The organism is Cupriavidus sp. CER-90 (genome assembly GCF_057652055.1).
The window spans coordinates 2,164,267-2,188,286 of sequence record NZ_JBYGYM010000001.1 but is presented as its reverse complement, the minus strand read 5'-3'; the positions used below and the strand labels follow the sequence as shown (position 1 = coordinate 2,188,286).

Sequence of the window (24,020 nt, the reverse complement as noted above, 5' to 3'; positions counted from 1 at the left end):
CTTTTATGCCGCCGATAATGTATTGCCTTGCTGACGTTTCGACCGGCTGGTCGATTAATAGGCGAATGGTATGGATTGTCGCGATTGCGTTTGCCGCGCTATTTATCGTCGCGACAAAAATCGTGCATGCTCAGTCGCTGCGCAACTATGGCAATGACCCGTTCGTGCGTGTTTCCAGTGCCGTTTCGGGTTGTCCCGAACCAGCCGGGCCACGGATTTCCGAGGACGACTGGAAACGCGAGGCACACCACCGCATCGAGGAAGGCAACCACTGCTATGCGGAAGGCCGCTGCCGGCTGGCCAACGCGTACCAGTACGACGCGGAAATCGCCGAATCGCTGCAACGGCGGCTGCAGGACTTGCGCCGCACGCTGCCTGCCTGGCAAAACAGTTCGCTCTGGATCATGGTGCGCGGCCGTTGGCTGACGGTGCAAGGCTGCGTGGGAAAGGATTTCAACCGGCCGGCCTTCGTGGCCGCGATGCGTGAAATTCCCGACGTGGAAAAGGTGATCGACCAGACCACGGCCACGCCGTCACGTGGCGTTCCCTACGCGCGATACCCCGCATCGGGCGCCTCAACCGTCACAAATACTCCGAATCGGTGATGTTGCTATAATCGCCCGACCCTGAAAACCCCTAACCGGGCGGCTTCCCATAGACCGCCTGATATCTAGCGTGCCGAGGAAATCCGTGGCCGGTTCTGAAATCGCAACGCCTGGCGCTCCGCTCGCCGGACCCGCCGTGTCTTCCGGTAGCTCGTTCCATACCGCCATGCGGATCCTGCCGCCGTCGCAGCGTCAGGCCATGTTCGAGATCTACGCGTTCTGCCGCGCCGTGGACGACATCGCCGACGGCGACACCCAGCACGCGGACCGCCTGGCAGCCCTGGAAGACTGGCGCGCAGACATCGCAGCCTGCTACGCGGGCAACGCGCCCGCCGCGCTGCGCTCGCTCGACGCGCAGATCAAGGAATTCAACCTGCAACAGCAGGACTTCCACGCCGTCATCGACGGCATGATCATGGACGTCGTCAGCACGATCGTGGCGCCCGATGCGGCCACGCTCGACCTGTATTGCGACCGCGTGGCCAGCGCGGTTGGCCGCCTGGCGGTGCGCGTGTTCGGCCTGGAGGAACAGCCGGGCATCGAACTGGCCCACCACCTGGGCCGCGCGCTGCAACTGACCAACATCCTGCGCGACCTGGACGAAGACGCGGAAATCGGCCGGCTCTACCTGCCCGCCGAGGCGCTGGCCGCCGCCGGCATTCCGGCCGGCACCCCGCGCGCCGTGATCGATCATCCGTCGATCGATACGGTCTGCCGCGGCATTGCCCGCGACGCCCAGGCACATTACGACGCATCGGCCGCCATCATGGCGCGCTGCCCGTCGCGCGTGGTGCGCTCGCCGCGCATCATGTACGAGGTCTATCACGAGATCCTGACGCGCCTGCTGACCCGTGGCTGGCTGGCCCCGCGCACGCGCGTGCGCGTCAACAAGGCCAAGCTTGCCTGGATCGTGTTGCGGCATGCCATTGCGTGACCCCCTGTTTTCTGCCGATGTGATGCACGCGGCCGTGGCCGCCGCATTGCCATGAGAGAAGTGCCCCCGAATTGATGAACCAGGCTGCAACCATCACCCGTCCTCATGACGACGCGCTGAACCGGCGCTCCACCGAGGCGTCCCTGCCCGACCCGCTCGACGACGGCATCGCGCACGCCGTGGATGCGCTGCTGGCGCAGCAGCAGGCCGACGGCCACTGGGTCTACGAACTCGAAGCCGATGCCACCATCCCGGCCGAGTACATCCTGATGGTGCACTACCTGGGCGAGACGCCCGACCTGGCACTGGAAGGCAAGATCGCCAACTATCTGCGCCGCATTCAGAATGCCGACGGCGGCTGGCCGCTGTTCCACGCGGGCGGCTCCGACGTCAGCGCCAGCGTCAAGGCGTACTTCGCCCTGAAGATGGCGGGCGACGATCCCCAGGCCGAGCATATGCGCCGGGCACGCGGCCGCATCCACGCCATGGGCGGCGCCGAGGAAAGCAATGTCTTCACGCGCACGCTGCTGGCGCTGTACGGCGTGATGCCGTGGCAGGCCGTGCCGATGATGCCCGTGGAAATCATGCTGCTGCCCGAATGGTTTCCGTTCCATCTGTCGAAGGTCTCGTACTGGGCGCGCACGGTCATCGTGCCGCTGCTGGTGCTGAACAGCCTGCGGCCGCAGGCGCGCAACCCGCGCAATATCGGCATCGACGAACTGTTTCTGCGGCCCTGCCAGGCCGCCCGCCTGCCGCGCCGGGCGCCGCACCAGAGCCCGATGTGGGTGGGCGTGTTCCGCGCGCTGGACGCCGTGGTACGCATGGTCGAACCGCTATTTCCGCGCAGCATGCGCCAGCGCGCCGTCGCGCGCGCGCGCGCCTTCACGGTCGAGCGCCTGAACGGCGAGGACGGCCTGGGCGCGATCTTCCCGGCGATGGTCAACTCGGTGCTGATGTTCGACGTGCTGGGCGTGCCGCCCGACGACCCCGACCGCGCCATTGCCCGCAAGTCCATCGACAAGCTGCTGGTGGTGCGTGATGACGAAGCCTACTGCCAGCCGTGCCTGTCACCGGTGTGGGACACCTCGCTGGCGGCCCATGCCCTGCTGGAAGTGGGCGAGCCGCGCGCGATAGCCGCGGCATCGCGCGGGCTGGACTGGCTGGTGCCCTTGCAGGAACTGGAACTGCGGGGCGACTGGACCGTGCGGCGCCCGAACGTGCGGCCCGGCGGCTGGGCCTTCCAGTACAACAATGCGCATTACCCCGACGTGGACGACACGGCCGTGGTGGCCGCGGCGATGGACCGCGCCGAGCGCGGCGACTGCTCGAACCGGTACACGCCCGCCATCGCGCGTGCCTGCGAGTGGGTCATCGGCATGCAGAGCAGCAACGGCGGTTGGGGCGCGTTCGAGCCCGAGAACACGCATCTGTACCTGAACAATATCCCGTTCGCCGATCACGGCGCGCTGCTGGACCCGCCCACCACCGATGTATCGGCGCGATGCCTGGCCATGCTGTGCCAGCTTGGCCAGATGCCGGCCAATAGCGAACCGGCGGCGCGCGCGCTGCGCTACGTGCTCGACGAGCAGGAGGCCGACGGCAGCTGGTTTGGCCGCTGGGGCACCAACTATATCTATGGGACGTGGAGCGCGCTGTGCGGCCTGAACGCGGCCGGCATCGGCGCCGACGCGCCCGAGATGCAGCGCGCCGCGCAGTGGCTGGCGTCGATCCAGAACGCCGATGGCGGCTGGGGCGAATCGGGGGACAGCTACAAGCTCGAATACCGCGGCTACGAGAAGGCCCCGAGCACCGCATCGCAAACGGCCTGGGCCATGCTGGGCATGATGGCCGCCGGCGCCGGCGATCACCCGGCCGTGGCGCGCGGCGTGGAATACCTGCTGCGCACCCAGGCCAGCCATGGCTTGTGGGACGAGCCGTACTTCACGGCGGTAGGCTTCCCGCGCGTGTTCTATCTGCGTTACCACGGCTATTCGCGCTTCTTCCCGCTCTGGGCGCTGGCGCGCTTCCGCAACCTGCTACGTGACGGCAACCACGCCGTGGCCTGGGGGCTGTGAGCGCCGTGGCATCCCCGCAATCGCCGGTCCTGGTGGTCTGCGGCATGGATTTCGAAGCCCGCATCGCGGCCAGCCCCGATGTGCAGACGCTGTACGGCCAGCGCGGCGTGATGCTGGCGCGTGCGCTGGACATCCGCCTGATGCAGGGCTGCGCCGGCGTCATCAGCTTTGGCGTGGCTGGCGGCCTCGATCCCACGCTGCCGCCCGGCGCCGTCATCGTCGCCACGGCCGTGCGCAGCGGTCAGACGTCGTACAGCACGGCGCCCTACTGGACTGCCGCATTGCGACGTGCCCTGCCCCACGCCGAAAGCGGCCTGCTGGCCGGCTCCGACACACCGGTGCTGACCGTAGCCGACAAGACGGCGCTCCATGATTCGCACGGCGCCCTGGCCGTCGACATGGAATCGCATATCGCCGCACGCGCCGCCCAGACGCTGGGCATCCCGTTCGCCGCGCTGCGCGTGGTGATCGACCCGGCCGACCGCGCCGTGCCGCCGCTGGCATTCGCCGGCATGGCCGAAGACGGCAGTACCGACGTTGGCGCGGTCATCCTCGGACTGCTCAAGGCGCCGCACCAGCTCGGCGGCTTGCTGCGGCTGGGCCGCGACGCTTCGATTGCGAAGAAGGCGTTGGCGGGGGCGCGTCGTGCTGTTGGCGCTGGCTTTGCGCTGCCGGCTCCCGTGGCTGTTTGAGGCGGCGTTTCGAGCCTGTTCCCATAAGTCGGCGAGCCAAGCGGTAACATCGTTAGGCGGCGCACAAAAGGCCGCCGTGGGCGCTACTCACATGATTCTCATCTTCGCGCCCGAGAAATACCACAGTAACCCTAGCGGAACCGCGGCCAGGAGAATGACACCGTCAGCTGCCACGGTCAGCGGCGTCAGAAGAATCTTTGCCTGCTTGACCCCTCGGGACCATTCCACAACCGTGATTTCGTAGGATCGGTTCAGCTGCTTGAGATTGGCCGGCAATTTGAAGTCGCGGCGAGATAACGTTCGCCCGAAATTTCGTAACGCTTGCGGGCCTCCGTCTTTGGCCCCTTGAATCCAAGCGATAGCGCCTTGGCATACTCCTGATCGTCAGGATCGTCCAGCGTCAGCCAAACGGTGCCGGACGCGATGCCGCCTGGATGAATATCGAACGTAGAGAACCGAGCACTGAGCTTCCGGTGCAGTGGCAAACGCAGAAGGTCGGAGAATTCCTGCTGCACGTCGAAGATGTAGTGGTATGTGGGGGCGATCACTACGAGCTTCTTGCCATCTACGGTCAACATGACCTGGTCGATAACCTCCTTGTACTCGCCACTGCGTTCCAGTCGGACCGCATCGGACAACATTGCACCGGTACAGCCCGACACGCCAGGCAAAGACAGCATGGAGAGCATCAGGATGCGTCGGCTTCTGGAGACTTCAAGACGGTTCGGTGACGGCGGGATCGGACGTTGCATGATTGGATAGCCCCTTCAAGGTGAGCGCCGTGATGAACTCGGCAAAAGGATCGAAAGGCTATCGAGACTCCGGCCAAAGTTCGATCGGCAAACAACGAAATCCACGCACTTCGCATTCAGGCCGACTGCAGCAGCTACGGCCAAGCCCCGCTTGACAGCCCTCCCCATCGCTCCTATCCTCACGATCATTCCTTCTTTAAGATCGTTGTTCTGTACTATAGAACATAAAAACGGAGACAAGCATGACCCGTCTGCCCTTGCGCCGCAAGTTTGCGTACACGTTGCTGGCCCTCGCCGCCGCCCCGGCGCTGCTGTCCGCGCCCGTCATCGCCGCCGACGCCTACCCCGCGCAGCCCATCCGCCTGGTGGTGCCGTTCCCGCCTGCGGGCGGCACCGACGTGCTGTCGCGCCTGGTGTTCAACAAGGTGGGCGTCGCCACCAAGTGGACCGTGGTGGTAGAAAACCGTGCCGGCGCGGGCGGCAATATTGGCCTGGACCTCGTGGCCAAGGCGAAGAACGATGGCTACACCATCGGCATGGGCCAGACCGCCAACCTGGCGATCAACCCGACGCTGTACCCCAAGATGCCCTATGACGCGGTGAAGGACTTCACGCCCGTGGCGCTGGTTGCCGCGCAGCCGGTGGTGCTGATCGTGCGCCAGGACGCGCCGTACAAGACGCTGGCCGATCTGGTGAACGCCGGCAAGGCCAAGCCGCTGTCGATGGCATCGGCCGGCACCGGCACCGTGGGCCACCTGACCGGCGAGATGTTCCAGCGCCGCGCCGGCATCAAGGCACTGCATGTGCCGTACAAGGGTGCATCGCCCGCGCTGACCGACCTGATGGGCGGCCAGACCGATTTCTACTTCGCCACGCCGCCCATCGCCATGCCGATGATCAAGGCCGGCAAGCTGCGCGCGCTGGCGGTCACGTCGGCCAAGCGCGTGGCGCTGCTGCCCAACGTGCCGACCGTGGCGGAACAGGGGTATGCTGGTTTCCAGGCCGAGGACTGGAAGGCACTGGTGGCACCGGCCGGCACGCCGGCCGACGTGGTGGCCAAGCTCAACGCCGAAGTCAACAAGGCGCTGAAGGACAAGGACACGATCGCCAAGCTGCATGACGAAGGCAGCGAGCCGCGCGGCGGCACGCCAGCGGAACTGGCCACCTTCATCAAGAGCGAGAACACGCGCTGGGGCGCGATCGTCAAGGAATCGGGCGCTCGCGTCGATTGATCCGCGCCGACTAACCATTTCCTGGCAGAACCGTATGTACAAGCCGCTTCGCAATATCCGCGTGCTCGACCTCACCAACGTGCTGGCCGGGCCCTTCTGCTGCCACCAGCTGGCCCATATGGGCGCCGAGGTCATCAAGGTGGAAACGCCGGGCACCGGCGACCTGGCCCGCCAGCTGGGCGCCGACGCCGAACTGAACCGCAACCTGATGGGCGTGTCGTTCCTGGCACAGAACCCCGGCAAGCGATCGATCACGATCAACCTCAAGCACGCGCGCGGCAAGGAAGTGTTCCGCAAGCTGGTGCAGAGCGCCGACGTGGTCGTGGAGAACTTCCGCCCCGGCGTGATGACCCGGCTTGGCCTGGGCTACGACGACCTGAAACCGGTGAATCCGCGCCTGATCTACTGCGCGATTTCCGGCTTCGGCCAGGACGGCCCGCTGTCCGACCTGCCGGCCTACGACCAGATCATCCAGGGCATGTCGGGCGTGATGAGCATCACCGGCGACAAGGACAGCGCGCCGCTGCGCGTGGGCTATCCGGTTTCCGACACCATCGGCGGCATGACGGCCGCGTTCGCGATTGCGGCGTCGCTGGCCGACCGCGACCGCACCGAGGGCTATTTCCTCGATGTGTCGATGCTCGAAGCGACCATGGCCACCATGGGCTGGGTGGTGTCGAACCACCTGGTTGCCGGCAAGGACCCCGTGCCGATGGGCAACGAGAACATGACGGCCAGCCCTTCGGGCACGTTCCGTACCGGCGACGGCCCGCTCAATATCGCGGCCAACAAGCAGGAACAGTTCGAGGCCGTGTGCCGCGTGGTGGGCCGTCCCGAGCTGGCCAGCGACCCGCGCTTTGCCGAGCGCCAGTCGCGCCTGGCCAATCGCGCCGCGTTGACCGCCCAACTCGAAGCCGAGCTCGCGAAGAAGCCGGCCACCGAATGGTGGCAGTTGCTGAACGAAGCCGGCGTGCCCGCCGGCCCGGTGCTGAAGGTGCCCGACGTGCTCGCGCATCCGCAGGTACGCGATCGCGGCATGATTGGCGACTTTGCCAACGTGCCCGGCGTGGGCCGCGACATCCGCCTGATCCGCACGGGCTTCAAGGTCAATGGCACGGCACCGTCGGTGGATACCCCGCCGCCGCAGCTGGGCCAGCATACCGACGACATTCTTGGTGAACTCGGCTACGCGGCCGACGACATTGCCACCCTGAAACAGGAGCGCGCACTATGAGCGAAGCATTTCCGATGGACGCGGGCCGGCAGGCCTCGCAGGACTGGTGGCGCACGAAGATCATCGACATGAAGCCCGGCGAGATCCGCTACAGTGGCTACCCGATCGAGCAGCTGATCGGGAACGTGTCGTTCGCCCAGATGATCTGGCTGATGCTGCGTGGCGAATTGCCCGAGAAGCGCCAGGGGGAATTGCTTGACGCAGCCCTGATGGCCGCCGTCGACCACGGTCCGCAGGCACCCAGCATCGCCATCGCCCGCATGGCCGCCACCTGCGGCGTAGGGCTGAACAACGCGATGGCTTCGGCCGTCAATGTCCTGGGCGACGTGCACGGCGGCGCCGGCGAGCAGGCCGTGGAGCTGTATCAGGACATCGCGCGGCGCTTCGACGAAGGCGTGCCGTTCGACGACGCCGTGGCCGCTGGTCTGGCAAACTACCGCGACCTGCACGGCAAGTTCGTGTCAGGCTTCGGTCACCGCTTCCACCCGCTGGACCCGCGCGCCCCGCGCCTGCTGGCGCTGGTGGACCAGGCCGCCGACGCGGGCGTGGTCTCGGGCCGCTATGCCGCCATCGCGCGGGCCGTGGAAAAGAAGCTCGGCGAAGGCCGCGAGAAGCCGATCCCGATGAACATCGACGGCGCCACCGCCGTCATCTACGCGGAACTGGGCTTCCCGGCACCGCTGGCGCGCGGCCTGTTCTGCCTGTCGCGCTCGGTGGGCATCCTGTCGCACGCCTGGGAGCAGACCCAGCAGGGCGGCCGCAACAAGGGCCCGATCCCCCGGCAGTTCCTGTGGACGTACGACGGCCACCCACAGCGGGACGTGCCGACGGGAGACCCTGCGGCCTGATGGCTGCATGATGGCCGCCTGACGGCCACTACGCGCGCGACGCCGGTGTGCCTCCCGACGCCGGCACCTGATCCGTGAAAATGCGCGAAGGCAATACGAAGTTGCGCAGCCATAGCATTTCCAGCGGTCCATGGCCGACTTCCGAGCGCAGCAGGTAGCGAATCGGATAGGTCATTTCCGCCGGCGCCGCCACACGCGGCAGGCGGGCGTTCAGGCTTTCATTGTCACCGCCCCCGTCGCTGCGTACGCCGGTGTCGGCAATCGCCTGCCAGCTCAACTGGAACGTTGCGCTATCGACGGGCGTAACGCTCGCCCGCTCCAGCATCCGCACGAACCCCCAGGCGCCGGCAAACTCATGATTCTTGCTCGTTCCGGCCGTCTCGGTCTGCCACTGCAGGCGGGTGCCAGGGTCCTGCAGATTGTCGGATGGCCAGCGCATGGACATCCAGGCTTCCTTCTGATTGAAGTAATGCAGCGCCCGGTTGTCGACGCTCAGTAGCGTATCGGTCAGGCCCGGTGTCGGGATCGGCTTGAGATGGAAGCGGTAGCGCGGTTCCCCTTGTGCAAGCATGTGCGTGGCGATGCGCTGCAACGTGTTGATACGCCGCAGAAACTCGGGATCGAATGCGAGCGACTGCCCGCCTGTCGTGGTAGGCACCCATTCATCGCCCCGCAGTTCCAGCACCCCGGCAAGCTGGGTCGACAAGAATGCGGGGATCAGCCCACCCTGCGGCCGCAGAAAACGCGCCAGTTCCGGTAGCGACGCGTCGTTTTCCGTGTCGAAGAACGGATAGCGTCCCGCGAACGCGCGTGTCCATGCCGCGGCGACACCCAACCGCCAGCTTTCATTCAGGCTCGCCTGCGCCGGCTGGACGATAGCCTGGCTGGCCTGGGCAACCGGCCGCACAAACAGCGCGTTGCCCATGCCAGCCCATTGGGCGCCGAGACTGGCCGCCATCCGCTGCGCATAGGCTTGCGTATCGGCCAGTTCCGAGGTCTTGCCTTGAAACAAGGCCTGTGCCATCTGGCGCGCCTGCGCTTCGGCATCGCTGGCCATGGCAATCTGCTGCAAATGGAGTCGAACCGCCGTCACGCGGTCCATGAACCGCTGCAGGCTCAACTCACCGCTACCGGCATTGCGGGACGGGTCCACAAGGCGCATCACCGGGCCGAATGCGGCGTGCAAGGGACCGTCCGGATCGGCCCTCGATTTCACGGGAGCCGGATCGTTGCCGCTCAGGATTTCCCGGGTCTTGGTGACCAGCGTGTCCGACAGTGACGCGCTTCGCGTACCGGCCCCGCCCTGGTACTCCAGCGCACGCATCAACGCCATGACCGGCGACTGGCGCGCGTCTGCCATCAGTTTCAGCTGATCGGCCACGCCGGGCAGCGTTCGGGCCGGCTCCCATTGCAGCCCGTTCATGAACTGCTGCCAATGTTCGGCATAGTCGGCAAAATAGCGGTCCGCCAGCGCCTTGCGGATCTCTGCGGGCGCCCCAGCCGGGCTCTCGCCAATGGGCAACTGCTGCCCCACCGCGAGCGTCCAATCGCCCGCCACGTCCTGTTCGGTGGCGGCCATCTCCATGGCGCCGGCCACGTAGCCCTCGAAGGCCTGCCGCGTAAAGACGCCAGGCACCACGGCGTCGCTTCGCAGCAGCCCGCGCGTGTCGGTTCCCGCGGCGAGCGACGCCAGCGTCTGATCCGGATACTTGTTGCCAACGCCCTCGATCATGTTCCGATAGATGGTATCGACGGCGTTGCGCTCGCCCATCACGGCCAACAGCGTCTGCCGTGCGCCATGGATCAGTTCGGCGCTTGCGGCGATACGCCACTCCGGATTCGCCTTCAGGTGCTCGACGAAGAATCTGGAAAATCGTTCGCCATAGTCTTGTTTGAGCGCCGGGCCGATACGCGCGTCCGTGGACCAGTGTCGCGCCAGTTGTCCCGCAAGAAACGCCGGATCGGTGCGTTCGGGGTGCGCCAGCATCAGGTAGGCCTTGAGCGTGTCATGCCCCGCCAGTGCCCACTTGCTCGTTTCATCGCTCAGGCCAGCCGTCGGCAAGCGGGACAAGTCGGCCAGCGACGCTTCGAGATCCCGCACCACAGGCCGGATCAGGATTTCACGGCTGGCCTTGGCATACGGCTGCATCAGGGCGGCCAGGACATCGGCGTCGCGGTTCATGCCGAAGCGCATCAAGACAGGCGCATGGCGGCTGGCGCGGTACGCGTATCGCGCGATCTGTTGCTGCATGACATCCAGCGCGTTCAGTCGCGTGGCCGCATCGGACGCGGATTCCATGTCACGCACCGCCTGACGCGCAACCCGGATATCGATGTCTGTCTGCAGGCTTGAGAACATCATGCCGGCCGTCCATATGCCGATGCCTGCCAATACGAGACCGGCTCCGACCGTCAAGGGATGCCAGACGGCGCGGCGCCCCGGCCTGCGTTGCGCCACGTCCGCAATGTGTTGCCACACCGGCAAATCCGCCGCCGTGCCGATGCTGCGGCTTTTGTCGGGCACAGGCACGAACACGATGCCACGCAAGCCCATCCGCCGCCGGGCATGGCCTGCCACAGCGGCTGACATGGCGATCAGCTTGCCGACCTGGCCACCCAGGTCCTGGGACAATCGGCCCAGATGGCGCGTGCGCACATCCATCGGCCATCCATTCAGACTCCAGCACGCCAGTCGATGCCGCAGCGCATGCAACGCGACATCGACATCCGAAGCGTTGGCGCGCTCGGGAATCTCGCAACCGACAAGCGGCACGTCGGCCGCAGGCAGCGCAATCGTCTGCCCAACCTGCATCGCGAATGTCGGCGCGGACCAGCGCAGGACATCGGCAATACGTAGCCGCCAGGTAGCCACCATTTGCGCCTGCCTGCCCTGCAGTGCCTCTGCGGCATGCCCGTCGAATAGCACGACGAAGGCATCGAGCGGCCGCCAACGCCGCAGTCGGCGAAATTGCGTGAGCCACGCGATATCTGGCTGACCATCCTTGTCGTACTGAGCCAGCACCAGCACCGCGTCGGGCGTGATAAGCCAACCCTGTGCCTTCAGTTCCGGCAGCAGCGCGGCGACAGTCGCGTGAGCACCCGCATCGGCATCCACCAGCAGCAACCAAGGCTGGCGATAACGCCAGCGCAGCCCGTACTTGTGGCGCAGCGCATCGCGCAACGTGGCCAGCGACGGCGCAAGCCTTGGCGGCGCGGGACGCTTCGGCGCCAGGGCCGCCTGGGTGGTATCCGCCATACTGACTTGGCGGGTGTTCAGCCAATCCCGGACATGGCGAATCGCTTCAGTCCAGCGTACCCCATATTGGAATGTCACGACGATTGCCAGCAACAACGCCGCCAATGCCACGCCGGATAGCCATTCACTCCGGCGCTCGGCCGTTTCAATGCCAAGATACTTGCCCCAGACAAGGATCGCACCAGCGACAAGCAGTGCGATCAGGAGAATGGACAGGACATCAATTCGCAGCTTCTTCATCGATGGAAAGTCAAAGGCGAGAAGGGGCGGCTTGTGGAAGATTCTGGAAGCACTACGATCACTCGTCTGTCATACATCCGTGTATGAGCCATATTGGGACGGAATAAGCAGAGGACTCGGCGAACAGCCACACGCGCAAATATCGTCGCTCAATGCTGCCTCCCTACCGTTCTCGTCCCGCATCGAATGGCGCGGCCCCTGACATGCGATGCGCCCGACCGTCTTGCATTGCGGACACCAGACCGCATCGCCTTCGTAGGCTTGTTCGCGGCCACCCAGCGTATCGCTGGCGTCTCCGCCCAGCACGGTTCCACCGGACGACGTGGCGTCACCCCGCAAAATGTCATAGCGTCTGGTCATTGCAATCGTTTCGTGAAGGTTCTGTGTCCGGCCCACCATGGGCCGGGTTATCGCGCCTGATCACGGCGCAGTCAACGCTGGTGCCCTGACCCGCCATGACGACTTGCCTTGCAGTCGCGTCGGTCAGTGTCGCAGCAGCACAAGACAGGGCAAGCCATCCGGCAGCGACCCCTGCATGACCCACGGTTTGGTCAAGATCCGTGGCATGGAGGGCCATACCGAGCTTCATCGTCGCCTGTCGCAGCACCCCCGCCTGCGTGGCATCGAGCCCCGCTTGCCATGCGCCGGCCAACTCTCCGGCCCCTATTCCGGCCCAACGCAGTGCGTGGGAATACGCTTCCTGAGGTTCCATCGCCAAACCGCGCACCGGGCGGTGCAGACTCGCAGCACGATGAATGCCATGCTTGTGTGCCAGCGCATCGGGCATCAACAACACGGCAACGCCTGCCTCTGCCGATCCATCGGGGAGCGACGCATGCAGTACGGGACGAAGCTGAACGCTGACGAACAACGTCGCACGCGGCTCCCCGCCGGCGAGTAATCTGTCCAGCCATCGGTCGAGCGCCATCAGGTCATCTGGCAACGCCGGGGTTTCCAGCGACGCAGCTCGCGCGAACCTTGCGCCCCAGCATTCGTCCCACAGCCGCCTGTTCTGCTCGAGCGGCAACGCGTTGACCACGTGCAAGCGCACGTCGAGTGGGACTGCCAACGGCAACGCCTCGATACGGGGAGCCAGTTCGGCCAGCAGTTGGTCCAATAGCCACGGCGTCAACAGACTTGCACGCTTGAAGTCCGCATTGATGGTTCCCGGCTCCATCGGCACGCCGGCCACATCGAACCATCGCGCCTTGACCGGCACGGTGTCGAAGGCGGCAGGCTCTTGTGTCTTGAGGCGCAACGTACCCTCCCGTACGCCATCGGCGGCATTCTGACTGGAATCGGCAGAAAACCTGTGCGCGGCGCCGATCAACGCCAGCGGGATGCTTGCGGCACTGAACACCTGTTCTTTGAAAGCGACGACGGCGGCGTTTCGCATCTCGGCATCGAGCCTGTTCGATTCATGGCGCGCAAACCGGCGCAGGACGACAAATGCCGGCATGGCAACCGGGAAGAGGATCAACGTCGCCCAGAATCGCCAGGTGTCCGTAGGCATGCCATCCGGCCAAAGCAGCAGGACGGCGGCCACGCCCACCAAGACCGCGGCAACAAACAGTACACCCCAGAGCCGCCAGGATGGGGGCTTTCCGTCAAACGTCTCTTCTGAAGGCAGCAAGGAGAAATCGACGGCCATGTCAACTATCCGGTGCGTTGCCGGTATGACTGGCAACGTTTGTGTCGAACGAAAACGTCTGCCGTGTTCGTCCGCTGTCCTGGTTGCTCCGTCCAACCGAATTGCGGTGCATCAAAGTGCTCCAGGCCGCAGGCGGAAACTGTCGAGCAATGTGTCCCAGGCCTGAAGGGCGCCGGCTTCGTCTACGGGGGAAGTGGCCAGTTCTACCGGAAAGTCCTCGCTGGGCTCGGCACCCAGGTCCAACTGGATTTCCGTGTATGGCCGGCCATGGTCATCCTCGGTGCCCGGTGCCATCAGATAGAAGCGAAAAACCTCAACACCATCCTCCTTCATCGACAGCAACACTTCCTCGGCCTGCATCCCGGCGAACTCCCGTTTGCGCTCGCGCAGCACTTTCACTTTGCTGAGCAGCAGGCGGCCATCCAACTCCCGGCGCAGGTCAGGGACGGCCTTGAGCAGGGAGGCTTGCTGATCGATGTCGAGCGAACTGCGCATACTGATGATGAACGTTGCAGGGCGGCCCGGCATCAGCAGGATGGTCTGATCGACAGATTCCGTGCTGCGGGGCACGCCACCAATTAGCGCGCCTTTGATACAGAAGCCTCGTTCGGTTGGTACGAACCAATCGTCGCGATATTTGGTTTGACGGTACCAATCACTGTCGAGCCGGTGAAATTTCTCTACATCCTTGCTGCCAAGCAGGCCAGTTAGCTTCAGTTGCGTTGTGCCCACGAGGATGTATCCTTCTCGATCGAACATGGCATCCTGACGGTCCGCATCATCTTTGTAGATAAACAGTCTTGAATCAGAAGACGGGGATGTCATCTTCTCCAGCAACGGAACACTGGTTTCTACGAACATTGATTTAAGCCCTCTTGCTTCCTTCTCTTTGAATGGAATGAGTCGGGTTCTTTTTAAGGTTCGCAGCTCTAGTTCTCGCTTCTCCAGAGTTTTCTGGAAAGAATGTGAAGTAACATTCGACTGGAAAGCAATGCCATTGCCGGCATACTCGTACCTTTCATATGACATGCTGCTGCCTGTCGGTCGTCCAAACAGCATCCGTCCGATGCACCAAGGCTGCATATCTGCGATAACGGGATTTTCTTTCATATCAGGCTCGGTCGATCGGTAAGGGGTACAAGCGTGCAATCCCACTGCGAAAATAGCCAAGAGGAGGCGGAACATGCACGCTGCAGCGAATGAGTGTTTCATGTGCGACCCTCCTTCTTCGCTTTATGGACTGCCAGTGCCACGCTATAGAGCGTGGCCCACCGCGTCCGACCCAAAACCCAGCGCATCAAAGTGCTCCAGGCCGCAGGCGGAAACTGTCGAGCAATGTGTCCCAGGCCTGAAGGGCGCCGGCTTCGTCTACGGGGGAAGTGGCCTGCTCCGGAGGAAATCCTTCGCGAGGCATCCCTCCCAGATTCAATCGAATCGTCGTGTATGGCCTTCCACGGTTATCCTCGGTGCCCGGCGCCATCAGATAGAAGCGAAAAACCTCGACACCATCCTCCTTCATCGATAGCAGCACTTCTTCAGCCTGCATCCCGGCGAACTCGCGTTTGCGCTCGCGCAGCACTTTCACTTTGCTGAGCAGCAGGCGGCCATCCAATTGACGGCGCAGGTCGGGGACGGTTTTGAGCAGGGAGGCTTGCTGATCGATGTCAAACGAGTTACGCATTGTGATGATGAACGTTGCAGGACGGCCAGGCATCAACAGGATAGTCTGATCGACAGATTCCGTGCTGCGGGGCACGCCACCAATTAGCGCGCCTTTGATACAGAAGCCTCGTTCGGTTGGAACAGACCAGTCTTCGCGATAGCTTGTTTGGCGGTACCAGTCACTATCGTTGCGAAGCACTCGCTGAATAGCAGTTCTTCCCAGCAGACCGGATAACGTCAATTGCGTCGTAGCAGCAAGAATGTACCCTTCACCCTGAAAAACGTCTTTCGGAACGTCTTCATCCTTCTTGAAGACAAACAACCGCGACTGGGGAGATGGTGACGCCATTGTTTCCAACCATGGAGCGCTAGTCTCGATGTCCATGGATTTCAACCCCTTCGCCAGCATTTCCTTGTATGGGATGGTGTACGTTCGTTTTCTGCTTCTTAACTCTGCCTCTTTCGCTTCGACCATACGCATAAACGTGTGCTGACTTACGTTTTGCCTTATTGCGATGTCGTTGCCGGCATACGTGTACTTCTCATACGACATGCTGCTCTCTGCCGGCCTGTCGAAAATCATTCGTCCAATACACCACGGTTTCAGGTTGGCAATTACTGGATTCTCTTTCATATTTGGCTCGATGGATCGGTAAGGGGCACAAGCGTTCAATCCCACCGCAAGGATCGCCATGATGAGGCGGAGTATGTATGCTGCCGCGCATGAATTTCTCATGAGCGGCCTTCCGTCTTCGCTTTATGGACTGCCTGTGCGACGCTATAGAGCGTGGCCCACCGCGTCCAAGGATGCCTGAAGCTGAACTGGTGTTCGTAACCCTTTTGCCTGAATGCCATTTGCACGCCTTGAGCCGTCTGGCCCGCTACGCCCGGAATAAGCCCCCGCGCTTGCGCTTCTGAAGACCACGCGGGCACAGTGCCATCGCCGGGTATGACACCGCTGTCCTTGACGCCGTCGTTCCGCAGATCCGCCTGACGCATCTCCTTCCACACGGTCAAGACGACAAGCTGTCCACGCACACGCAGCTTCAGTTCGCCTTTGTGATCGTCTTCCTCTAACTCCGCACGCTTCAGTTCTTCCGGCGAGATGTCGTCGGGAATATCGCCTCGCCAGATCACTTTTCCGAAGGTCAATAACTCAGATTCCAGTCGACTGATTTCCCGCTTGGTAGCTATCTCCGCGACTTCGCTAGATGCTGCTTCAAGTGCACCGCTTCCGTACATTGCAAAGGTATTAGGGTGATACGTATCACTAATGGCTTTTTGCCTGTTCACCACGAGCTTCATTATCGTCTTGTAGTTCTCATGAATCTTGATGCCACGACGTTCCGTATTCAGACGTTTCGCCACCACCCCCGCCGGATCCAGCAGCTTCGGATCTGGCAACAACCCATACCACGCATCGCTGATATATAGATCCTCCAACGCGCTTGTTTCCGGAAACCGCAATCGCTCACGCCCCTTGGCATCCACCACGATCCACCACGGCTCTCCGTTGTTGTAATCGGGCATTGGTGCCAACTCCATCGGTCCTTGCGCATAGCTGGCCACCGCGACGAACTCCCGTGCATTGGCACCGAACAGACTCTGATTGATGAACGTCTCCAGGCCGCTTCTCCCTTCGCCGCCAGCACGAAATCGTCTGGCAAACACTGGGGCACCCGTGGCCGGCTGGGCGCCGTGCAGCACGGCAAGCATGTCGTCGGCGCCGCCGCATAGCACGGCAGCCATGCGCGCCACCAAACCACCCATCGAATGGGTAACGATGATGGCCTTGTCCGTATGGTTTTCTCTGCAGATCTCGCGGATACCCATGATGCGGGTCACCGTCTGGGTTTCTTCGTCCTTGAAATCAACCCCATCAAGTACGTCCCTGCCCGAAAGTTCGTTCGATTGCAGAAAGTTGTAGCCGATGGCATAGACCGGATATCGATAGCTGACAAAGGTCTTGAATACTTCGGAATCCAGTGTCAGGGCTTCACCGGCGCCGTACCCACCGTATTCCGACGGGTGGGTACCCAGTACGGGCTTCAGGGCCGACTTCTCGCCGTCTTCGCTTCCATTCGCCCACTCGCCAATGGGCTCGCCATACTGCATCGGCTTATTCAGCGTCACCTGCAACCATTCCAACGTCGATTGGTAGCTCCAGCGATGCAGGGTGCTCCAGCCACGCCGGCGTGCTTCGGCGGCGTCGATGCCGAGCTTGGCTTCGTCGATGGAAATCAAGGGACCACGAGGGTCCACTACCGCGGGCTCCGGGTCGAAGCGGGCAGCGCGCGAGGCGGCACCCTGTAACCACCCGGCCAGGACAGAGAAGAAGCCCGCTAAGCCAGAGAAGACACCATCCATGTTGGCCGGATACCAGACCGATTCACCGGTCTGACTATTCGCCAACAAACTCCCCATCACCCCCGGCAGAAAAATGACCGGTATGGGCGTTCGCGGATCGCAGTGAATCTCCTTGACGCACCGATCGCTGTCAGGCGTCAGCACGGCGGACGCCATTGGCGTGCCGTCGAAGTCAAGGCCGGTGGGGAGCCGGACGGTCTGGCCGGCGCCGTCGTGCGACACATCGGCTGGCGCTTGCGGATCGGTTCTTTGCGGACTATCCATCGTTCAAATAGAAGAAGGGTGACAGTCGGGCAGGCGGTTCACGCCTTGCCCGCCTTAGGAAGAATCCGAATCCTGATGCGCTCGACATCCTGGTTCTTCTGGACGGAAGTCCTGCCGGATGCATCGGTCACGCCCGCGATTCTCGACCCGTCGTCGCGCAGGATCTCGTAAGGGTGGTCCCGCAACGGATCCCCGGTGATCTCGTTACGGAGCACGTAGGCGTCGTTGAAGGCCGTCCTGGGCATTTCGTTCATCGACTGCGCCAGCGAGGCCGGCCCCTGCCGCGCCATGCCATTGGACCGGATCGTGCGTTCCCCGCGCGTTCCGTCTTCAATGCCGGTCGCAGACATGCGGAGATACGAGCCCCCGCACTTGAGCAGCAACTCATCCTTGGCCTCGATCACGACCCGCCCGTTGGCGCTGGTGACGGTGATGTTCTGGTCCGCCATCAGTCGCATTTCGTCGCGCTGCGCCTGTATCTCCACCTTGCCCCGGGCAGCGAACAGCTTGATGCCCAGTCGTTGGGCGAACATGGAGATACGCTCTCCCGCCGCCACCGTGAATCGCTTGATCGCACTCACGTCGACATGGTTCGTGGCCGTCGCAATCAAATTCTCGCTGGCCGAAAGTTGAAGATCGGCGCCCGACGCCAGCGCCATGCCGGCTGGCGCGGTGGCCAGCAGCCCGGCGCGTTTGAGCTGGTCCAGCGTATCGTCCAGCAGGGCCCTCTGGCGGGCGCAGTCCGCTGCCTCCGCTTGCGCCGTCCTGGCCGCTTCCGCCAGCGCTTCGCTCGACTGCAGCGCCTGCTGCAGCAGGCTCCGGACGCGCTCCATCTCCAGTTGCTGCCCGCTCGCCGCGGGCTGATCGTCCGCCGAGATCAGCACACCCTTGCCTGCACGGATGGCACCCCACCCCGACGTCCTCAGTTCAAAGCCATCCCCGCGTTGCTTGCTGTCCGCATCGACGAGGTACCCAAGGTTGAGCTGGCTCTTGCCGCCGTATTCCGTCGACAGCTTGATGCCCTCATGGCCCTCCCAATCGTCCATGCGCAGCTTGTTGTTGCGCTGGGTACGGATGACATTGCGCGATGGCCAGCGGCCTTCATGGGTAATGAGGTCCGGTTGCACGCTGTTGTGCAGGGCGTGCGCGATGTAAGGACGGTTCGGATTGCCGTCGTGGAAGGCAATGGCGACCTCGGTACCATCGAGCAGCGGAAAGTGAAAGCCGGTCTGCAGACCGCCGGCAAAAGGCTTGGCCAGTCGCAGCGGCACGCTTTCGCCGCCTTTGCGCCACGCGTCGAAATCGAAGTCGAAGCGGACAACGTAGCGCCCCTCCCCGGTCAGATAGGCGTACTTGTACCGGTCTGGCGCGCTGATCCTGCCGCTCAGCGTACCGGCGATGCGCGGCCACTTTCTTTCGTCGATCGGCAGACGATAGCGCCGCCCCGACGGAATGGCCTTGTACGTGTTGCGATAAGCCTGGTCTCGCCCACCCTTGTGAATGACCTCGGTAACAACCTGTCCGTGCGGCGCGTCGGGTAGCACCGCATCCAGGCGCAGGATGCGGGCGGGGCAGAGTTCCAGGACATTGCTCTCCCCCTCGTAGACGATCTGGCCGGCCAGTGCCGCCTCATGACGAAGCTGCGCCTCCCATTTGGCACCTTTCCAGTCCAGGTGATGGGTGCCAAAGACATAGGGCTGGCCGTAGTTTCCCTTGTCATGGAAGGCGAGATTGGCCTCGTCCCTTAACCGCTCGTAGGCATGGTCCGGGTTGTAGTCGGCGGTCACGAATGACGCCGCCACGGTCCGCGCATGGGTCTGCAGCGAAAACACGGTCTCGGCGCCAGATTCCAGACCGGCCGTCTCGCGATACGGCACATGCAGCGCCGGCTGGTAGATGTAGTGGTCGATATCATCGGCGACGGTAAAGACCTCGCCGAGATGGGTACCGAACCGGCTCGGCACGAAGTAGCTGTACAGCCCCTCCTGCTCCATGAGCAGCCGGACGAAATCCCAGTCCGTCATCTGGTACTGAAGCCGGAACTTGTGCTCGGGATATTCGCGGCGCGTCCGGAACGCGAACTGGTGGCCTTCCAGGCCGTGGCCACGCAGGATGGACTCGATGATCTGCAGTGCCGTCTTCTGCTGGTAGATGCGACTGGCCGTGGTCAATTCAAGCAAGGCCACGGTGGGCCGCAGCTCCATTTCGTAGGCACAGAAATCGCGGGTGGTCCGGGTTCGCGAGAATTGCGAGATCCAGCCGGAGAACAGGCGCGGCACCGATCCGTCCGCTGGCGTCACCCTGAACGTGGCCGGCTTGCGCAGGTAATTCTCGCGCACCAGTTCCAGCGGATGTGTCAGCACCGCCTTGAGGCGATATGGCTCGCCCAGGCGTTCAGTGGCTTCGAATGACACCACCGACAATGCCGCGGCATCCGGTGCGGCGGGGACGTCGAGATGATAGGACTGCCGCCCCGTCAACGCGCCTTGCAGCGCCCTGCCAACCGTACTGAGCGTATCCACGACACCAGCCATGTTCCCTGCTCCGTGATTTGAGACGAACCCTGCGAACGGGGGGCGGCACACAAGCCACGCACCTCGCGGCGCACGTTATCCGGTTTCAAACCAGCGGGGAATATTGGTTTCGCGTTCTCTACAACTAACTCAAACGAAATCCTGAAATCAATTTTTGCCGATATACGGAGCCGAAATTCACCGGTAGCGGGCTGTCCCCGCCATCGCCACTCGGAACATTCCGATGTCAATGAAAATCCCGGCTCCCCACCATCAGCCTGCCCAGCAGCGGGCTCAGGTCCACCAGCTCCTGGGCCACCAGGTGCTTCACGTCGCCCTGCCGCTGCCAGGTGCCGATCACGCCCAGCAGCGTGGCGCCCAGGACCTCCTTGCGCTGGCGTTCGACCAGGTCGGGCCAGATGATCACGTTGATCGATCCGGTTTCATCCTCGATGGACGTGAAGATCGTGCCGCTGGCCGTGGAGGGGCGCTGGCGCACCGTCACGATGCCGCAGGCCCGCACGCGGCGGCCGTTGCCCAGGCGTGACAGCTGCTGTGCGGTGATGTACTTGAGCGCGGTCAGTCGGCGTCGCAGCAGTGTCAGCGGGTGGCATTTCAGTGACAGGCCCAGGCTCGCATAGTCGGCCGCCACGTCCTCGCCGATCTTCGGTTCGGGCAGCGCCAGCGCCAGTTCCTGGGGCGGCGCCTCGTGCAGCAGGTCGCGATGCGCGGTCTGCACCGCGGCGCCACGCGCATGCCAGCGTGCCTGGCGCCGATGGCCGGCCAGCGACACCAGCGCGTCGGCCGCGGCCAGCACGTCGATATCGTGGGCATCGAGCCGCGCGCGGCGCGCCAGGTCTTCCACGCTCTCGAAGGGCCGTTCGGCACGCGCGGCCTCGATGCGCAGCGCGGCGGCCTCGCGCATGCCCTTCACGCGATTCATGCCCAGCCGTACGTCGCGATGCGGCCGCCCCGGCCGCTGCGGTTCCAGCGCGCTTTCCCAGCCGCTGACCGTCACGTCCACGGGCAGCGCTTCCACCTTGTGGCGGCGCGCGTCCTGCACCAGTTGCGATGCCGAATAGAATCCCATCGGCAGGCTGTTGAGCAGCGCGCACAGGAACGCGTCGGGGTGGTGGCACTTGATCCAGGCGCTCACGTAGACCAGCTTGGCGAAGCTGGCCGCATGGCTTTCCGGGAACCCGTATTCGCCAAACCCCTCGATCTGCTTGCAGATGGCCAGCGCGAAGGCCTCCGGGTAGCCGCGCGACGTCAGTGCACGCACCAGCGCGTCCTGGTGTTTCTTCAGGTCGCCCCGGCGGCGCCACGCGGCCATCGAGCGGCGCAGCTGGTCGGCCTGGCCCGGCGTGAAGCCGGCCGCCTCGATGGCCAGCTGCATGACCTGTTCCTGGAAGATCGGAATACCCAGCGTGCGGCCCAGCACACGACGGATCACGTCGTTGAAGTAGGTGGGCAGCTTGCCCGTGCGGCGCAGGTCCTCGCGCCGCTTCAGGTAGGGATGCACCATGCCGCCCTGGATCGGCCCCGGCCGCACGATCGCCACTTCCACCACCAGGTCGTAGTACTGGCGCGGCTGCAGGCGCGGCAGCATCGACTGCTGCGCGCGCGATTCGATCTGGAACACGCCAATGGTGTCGGCCTTGCAGATCATCGCGTAGGTGGCATCGTCGGTCTCGGGCAGGTCTTCCATGCGCGTGGGCAGACCCGCGCGATCGGGCTCGGGATTCGGGATCATCGCCAGCGCACGCCGGATGGCGGTCAGCATGCCCAGCGCCAGCACATCCACCTTGAGCAGGCCCAGCGATTCCAGATCGTCCTTGTCCCACTGGATCACGCTGCGATCCTTCATGGCGGCGTTCTCGATCGGCACCAGCCGCGACAGCTTGTGCCGGGCGATCACAAAGCCGCCCACGTGCTGCGACAGGTGGCGCGGGAAGCCGCGCAACTGCTCGGTCAGGCTGGCCCATTGCCGCACGGCCGGCGAATCGGGGTCCAGCCCGTAGCGGGATATCCGCTCGATGAATTCGGTGCCGCCGTCCCACCACGCCTGGCCCTTGACCACCTGCTCCACCACGCTCGGGTCGATGCCGAGCGCGCGCCCCACGTCGCGCAACGCGCTGCGCGACCGATAGGTGATCAGCGACGCCGCCAGCGCGGCACGGTGGCGGCCGTACTTGTCGTAGATGTACTGGATGACTTCCTCGCGCCGCTGGTGCTCGAAGTCGACGTCGATATCGGGCGGCTCGTCGCGCTCGCGCGACAGGAAGCGCCCGAACAGCAGGTTGGCCTGCTCGGGGCTGACCTCGGTGATATGCAGGCAGTAGCAGACCAGTGAATTGGCCGCCGAGCCGCGTCCCTGGCACAGGATGCCCAGCTTGCGCGCATGGCTGACGATGTCGTAGACGGTCAGGAAGAATGGCTCGTAGCGCTTCTCTTCGATCAGTTCCAGCTCGCCTTCGAGCTGCTTTTCCCATTCGGGCTCCATGCCGTGCGGGAATCGTTCGTCGATGCCCTTACTGACCGCCTGCCGCAGATAGCCGATCGGCGTCAGCCCGTCGGGCACCAGTTCCTCGGGATATTCGTAGCGCAATGTGTCGAGCGAAAACCGGCACTGGTCGGCGATCTGCAGCGTGCGCGCCAGCGCCTCGCGCGGATAGAGCCGCGACAGCACCTGCCGCATGCGCAGGTGGGCTTCGGCATTGGGCGCCAGTGCCATGCCGCAGGCCGGCAGCGGCTGGCCCAACCGGATGGCGGTCAGCACATCGGACAGCGGCTTGCGCGACCGCACATGCATGTTGACCGCCCCGGTGGCCACCAGCGGCACGCCGGTATCGCGCGACACCTGCTGCAGGCGTTCGCGGTGCAACGCTTCGGCATGGCCCTGCAGCAGTTCCAGCGCGATCGATACGCGGTCGCCGAACACGTCGCGGCACCATCGCGCCTGTGCGCGCAACACCTCGGCATCGGCGCAGTAGTCGGGCAGCAGGATCGCCAGGCAATCGGGCATGCCGCGCAGGTGATGCACGTCGGGCTGTGGATCGGCGATATCGGACGGATACAGCACGTAGCTGCCCTTGTCGGCGCGCCGGCGCCCGAGCGTGATGAACTCGCTGAGATTGCCAAAGCCCTCGCGGTTCTGCGCCAGCAGCACCAGGCGGGGCGGCGGCATGGTGTCGCCCGGTGCCGCCGTCAGCGTGAAGCGGCTGCCGATGATCAGGTTGAACGCGTCGGCCGCGGCGGCCAGCGTTTCAAGCATCGCGTGCCGGCGTGCCGCGGCATCGGGGTCTTCGCCGAAGTCGACCGGCGTCCCTTCCTCCTCGCCACCCTCGCCGCCCTCCTCGTCGTCTTCCTCGACGAAGGCCACGATGTCCTCCACATCGTCCACGTCGCCCGCCCCCTGCCCCGCCGCCAGGCGCCGCGCGCTGCGGGCCACGGCTTCCCACATGTCCTCGCGCAAGACCTTGATGGCGTGGTGCGCGCGGGCGGTGCCGGCCACCGAACACTCGTCGGTCAGCGCCAGGCCGCTGTAGCCCAGCTGGAACGCGCGGGAAATCAGTTCCTGCGGATGCGACGCGCCAGTCAGGAACGTGAAGTTGGAAATGCAGTGCAGCTCGACATAGTCGGGCAACGACGGCAACAGGGAAGACAATCCGGGCAACATCGCCAAGCTCCGGGGC

16 protein-coding genes are annotated in these 24,020 nt (G+C 64.1%); 7 read left to right on the top strand and 9 right to left on the bottom strand.

Annotated features, from left to right (window positions below; genetic code table 11):
* Positions 1-65 precede the first annotated feature (65 nt).
* The 4 genes from AC24R4_RS09675 to AC24R4_RS09660 all read left to right on the top strand — a co-directional run bounded on the left by AC24R4_RS09675 (position 66) and on the right by AC24R4_RS09660 (position 4,306).
* Positions 66-605, top strand: coding sequence for a BON domain-containing protein (locus AC24R4_RS09675; RefSeq protein WP_487523004.1), 540 nt, complete (start codon positions 66-68; stop codon positions 603-605).
* Between the two features lie 85 nt (positions 606-690).
* The gene (gene hpnD, locus AC24R4_RS09670) at positions 691-1,539 is read left to right on the top strand and encodes a presqualene diphosphate synthase HpnD (RefSeq protein ID WP_400395805.1); all 849 of its coding nucleotides are present in this window, start codon (positions 691-693) and stop codon (positions 1,537-1,539) included.
* Between the two features lie 74 nt (positions 1,540-1,613).
* Positions 1,614-3,614 (top strand): squalene--hopene cyclase, encoded by a 2,001-nt coding sequence (gene shc / locus AC24R4_RS09665; RefSeq protein WP_400395803.1) that lies wholly within the window; start codon positions 1,614-1,616, stop codon positions 3,612-3,614.
* Between the two features lie 5 nt (positions 3,615-3,619).
* Positions 3,620-4,306: a phosphorylase gene (locus AC24R4_RS09660; RefSeq protein WP_487522850.1), complete on the top strand. Its 687-nt coding sequence runs from the start codon at positions 3,620-3,622 to the stop codon at positions 4,304-4,306.
* Positions 4,307-4,557: 251 nt separating this feature from the next.
* Here AC24R4_RS09660 and AC24R4_RS09655 read toward each other — a convergent pair whose 3' ends face one another.
* On the bottom strand, positions 4,558-5,058 hold the full coding sequence (locus AC24R4_RS09655) for a hypothetical protein (RefSeq protein WP_487522849.1): 501 nt from the start codon (positions 5,056-5,058) through the stop codon (positions 4,558-4,560).
* Positions 5,059-5,300: 242 nt separating this feature from the next.
* On the opposite strand from AC24R4_RS09655, the gene AC24R4_RS09650 reads away from it, so the two are divergent.
* From AC24R4_RS09650 to AC24R4_RS09640, 3 genes are read left to right on the top strand one after another with little or no spacing between them, the layout of a single operon-like run.
* The gene (locus tag AC24R4_RS09650; RefSeq protein ID WP_400396088.1) at positions 5,301-6,290 is read left to right on the top strand and encodes a Bug family tripartite tricarboxylate transporter substrate binding protein; all 990 of its coding nucleotides are present in this window, start codon (positions 5,301-5,303) and stop codon (positions 6,288-6,290) included.
* A gap of 34 nt (positions 6,291-6,324) precedes the next feature.
* Complete coding sequence (locus AC24R4_RS09645; protein WP_400396087.1) at positions 6,325-7,524, top strand: CaiB/BaiF CoA transferase family protein; 1,200 nt, start codon at positions 6,325-6,327, stop codon at positions 7,522-7,524.
* On the top strand, positions 7,521-8,372 hold the full coding sequence (locus AC24R4_RS09640; protein WP_487522848.1) for a citryl-CoA lyase: 852 nt from the start codon (positions 7,521-7,523) through the stop codon (positions 8,370-8,372). The genes AC24R4_RS09645 and AC24R4_RS09640 overlap by 4 nt, the downstream gene beginning before the upstream one ends.
* A 28-nt stretch (positions 8,373-8,400) precedes the next feature.
* Here the strand turns inward: AC24R4_RS09640 and AC24R4_RS09635 are convergent, their stop codons facing one another.
* From AC24R4_RS09635 to AC24R4_RS09600, 8 genes are all read right to left on the bottom strand, one after another.
* Entirely contained in the window at positions 8,401-11,868 is a 3,468-nt protein-coding gene (locus tag AC24R4_RS09635) for an ImcF-related family protein (protein WP_487522847.1), read from the bottom strand.
* 69 nt (positions 11,869-11,937) lie between these two features.
* Positions 11,938-12,228: a PAAR domain-containing protein gene (locus AC24R4_RS09630; protein ID WP_487522846.1), complete on the bottom strand. Its 291-nt coding sequence runs from the start codon at positions 12,226-12,228 to the stop codon at positions 11,938-11,940.
* On the bottom strand, positions 12,212-13,519 hold the full coding sequence (locus tag AC24R4_RS09625) for a hypothetical protein (protein WP_487522845.1): 1,308 nt from the start codon (positions 13,517-13,519) through the stop codon (positions 12,212-12,214). Before AC24R4_RS09625 ends, AC24R4_RS09630 begins: the two co-directional genes overlap by 17 nt.
* A 111-nt stretch (positions 13,520-13,630) precedes the next feature.
* Positions 13,631-14,731 (bottom strand): T6SS immunity protein Tli4 family protein, encoded by a 1,101-nt coding sequence (locus AC24R4_RS09620; protein ID WP_487522844.1) that lies wholly within the window; start codon positions 14,729-14,731, stop codon positions 13,631-13,633.
* Between the two features lie 85 nt (positions 14,732-14,816).
* Positions 14,817-15,815, bottom strand: coding sequence for a T6SS immunity protein Tli4 family protein (locus tag AC24R4_RS09615; RefSeq protein WP_487522843.1), 999 nt, complete (start codon positions 15,813-15,815; stop codon positions 14,817-14,819).
* 98 nt (positions 15,816-15,913) lie between these two features.
* A complete protein-coding gene (locus tag AC24R4_RS09610; protein WP_487522842.1) occupies positions 15,914-17,812 on the bottom strand; it encodes an alpha/beta hydrolase in 1,899 nt (632 codons plus the stop codon).
* A 38-nt stretch (positions 17,813-17,850) separates the two neighbouring features.
* Positions 17,851-20,346, bottom strand: coding sequence for a type VI secretion system Vgr family protein (locus AC24R4_RS09605; RefSeq protein WP_487522841.1), 2,496 nt, complete (start codon positions 20,344-20,346; stop codon positions 17,851-17,853).
* Positions 20,347-20,572: 226 nt separating this feature from the next.
* Positions 20,573-24,004, bottom strand: a complete 3,432-nt coding sequence (locus AC24R4_RS09600; RefSeq protein ID WP_400392832.1) for an error-prone DNA polymerase — start codon at positions 24,002-24,004, stop codon at positions 20,573-20,575.
* Between the last annotated feature and the right edge of the window lie 16 nt (positions 24,005-24,020).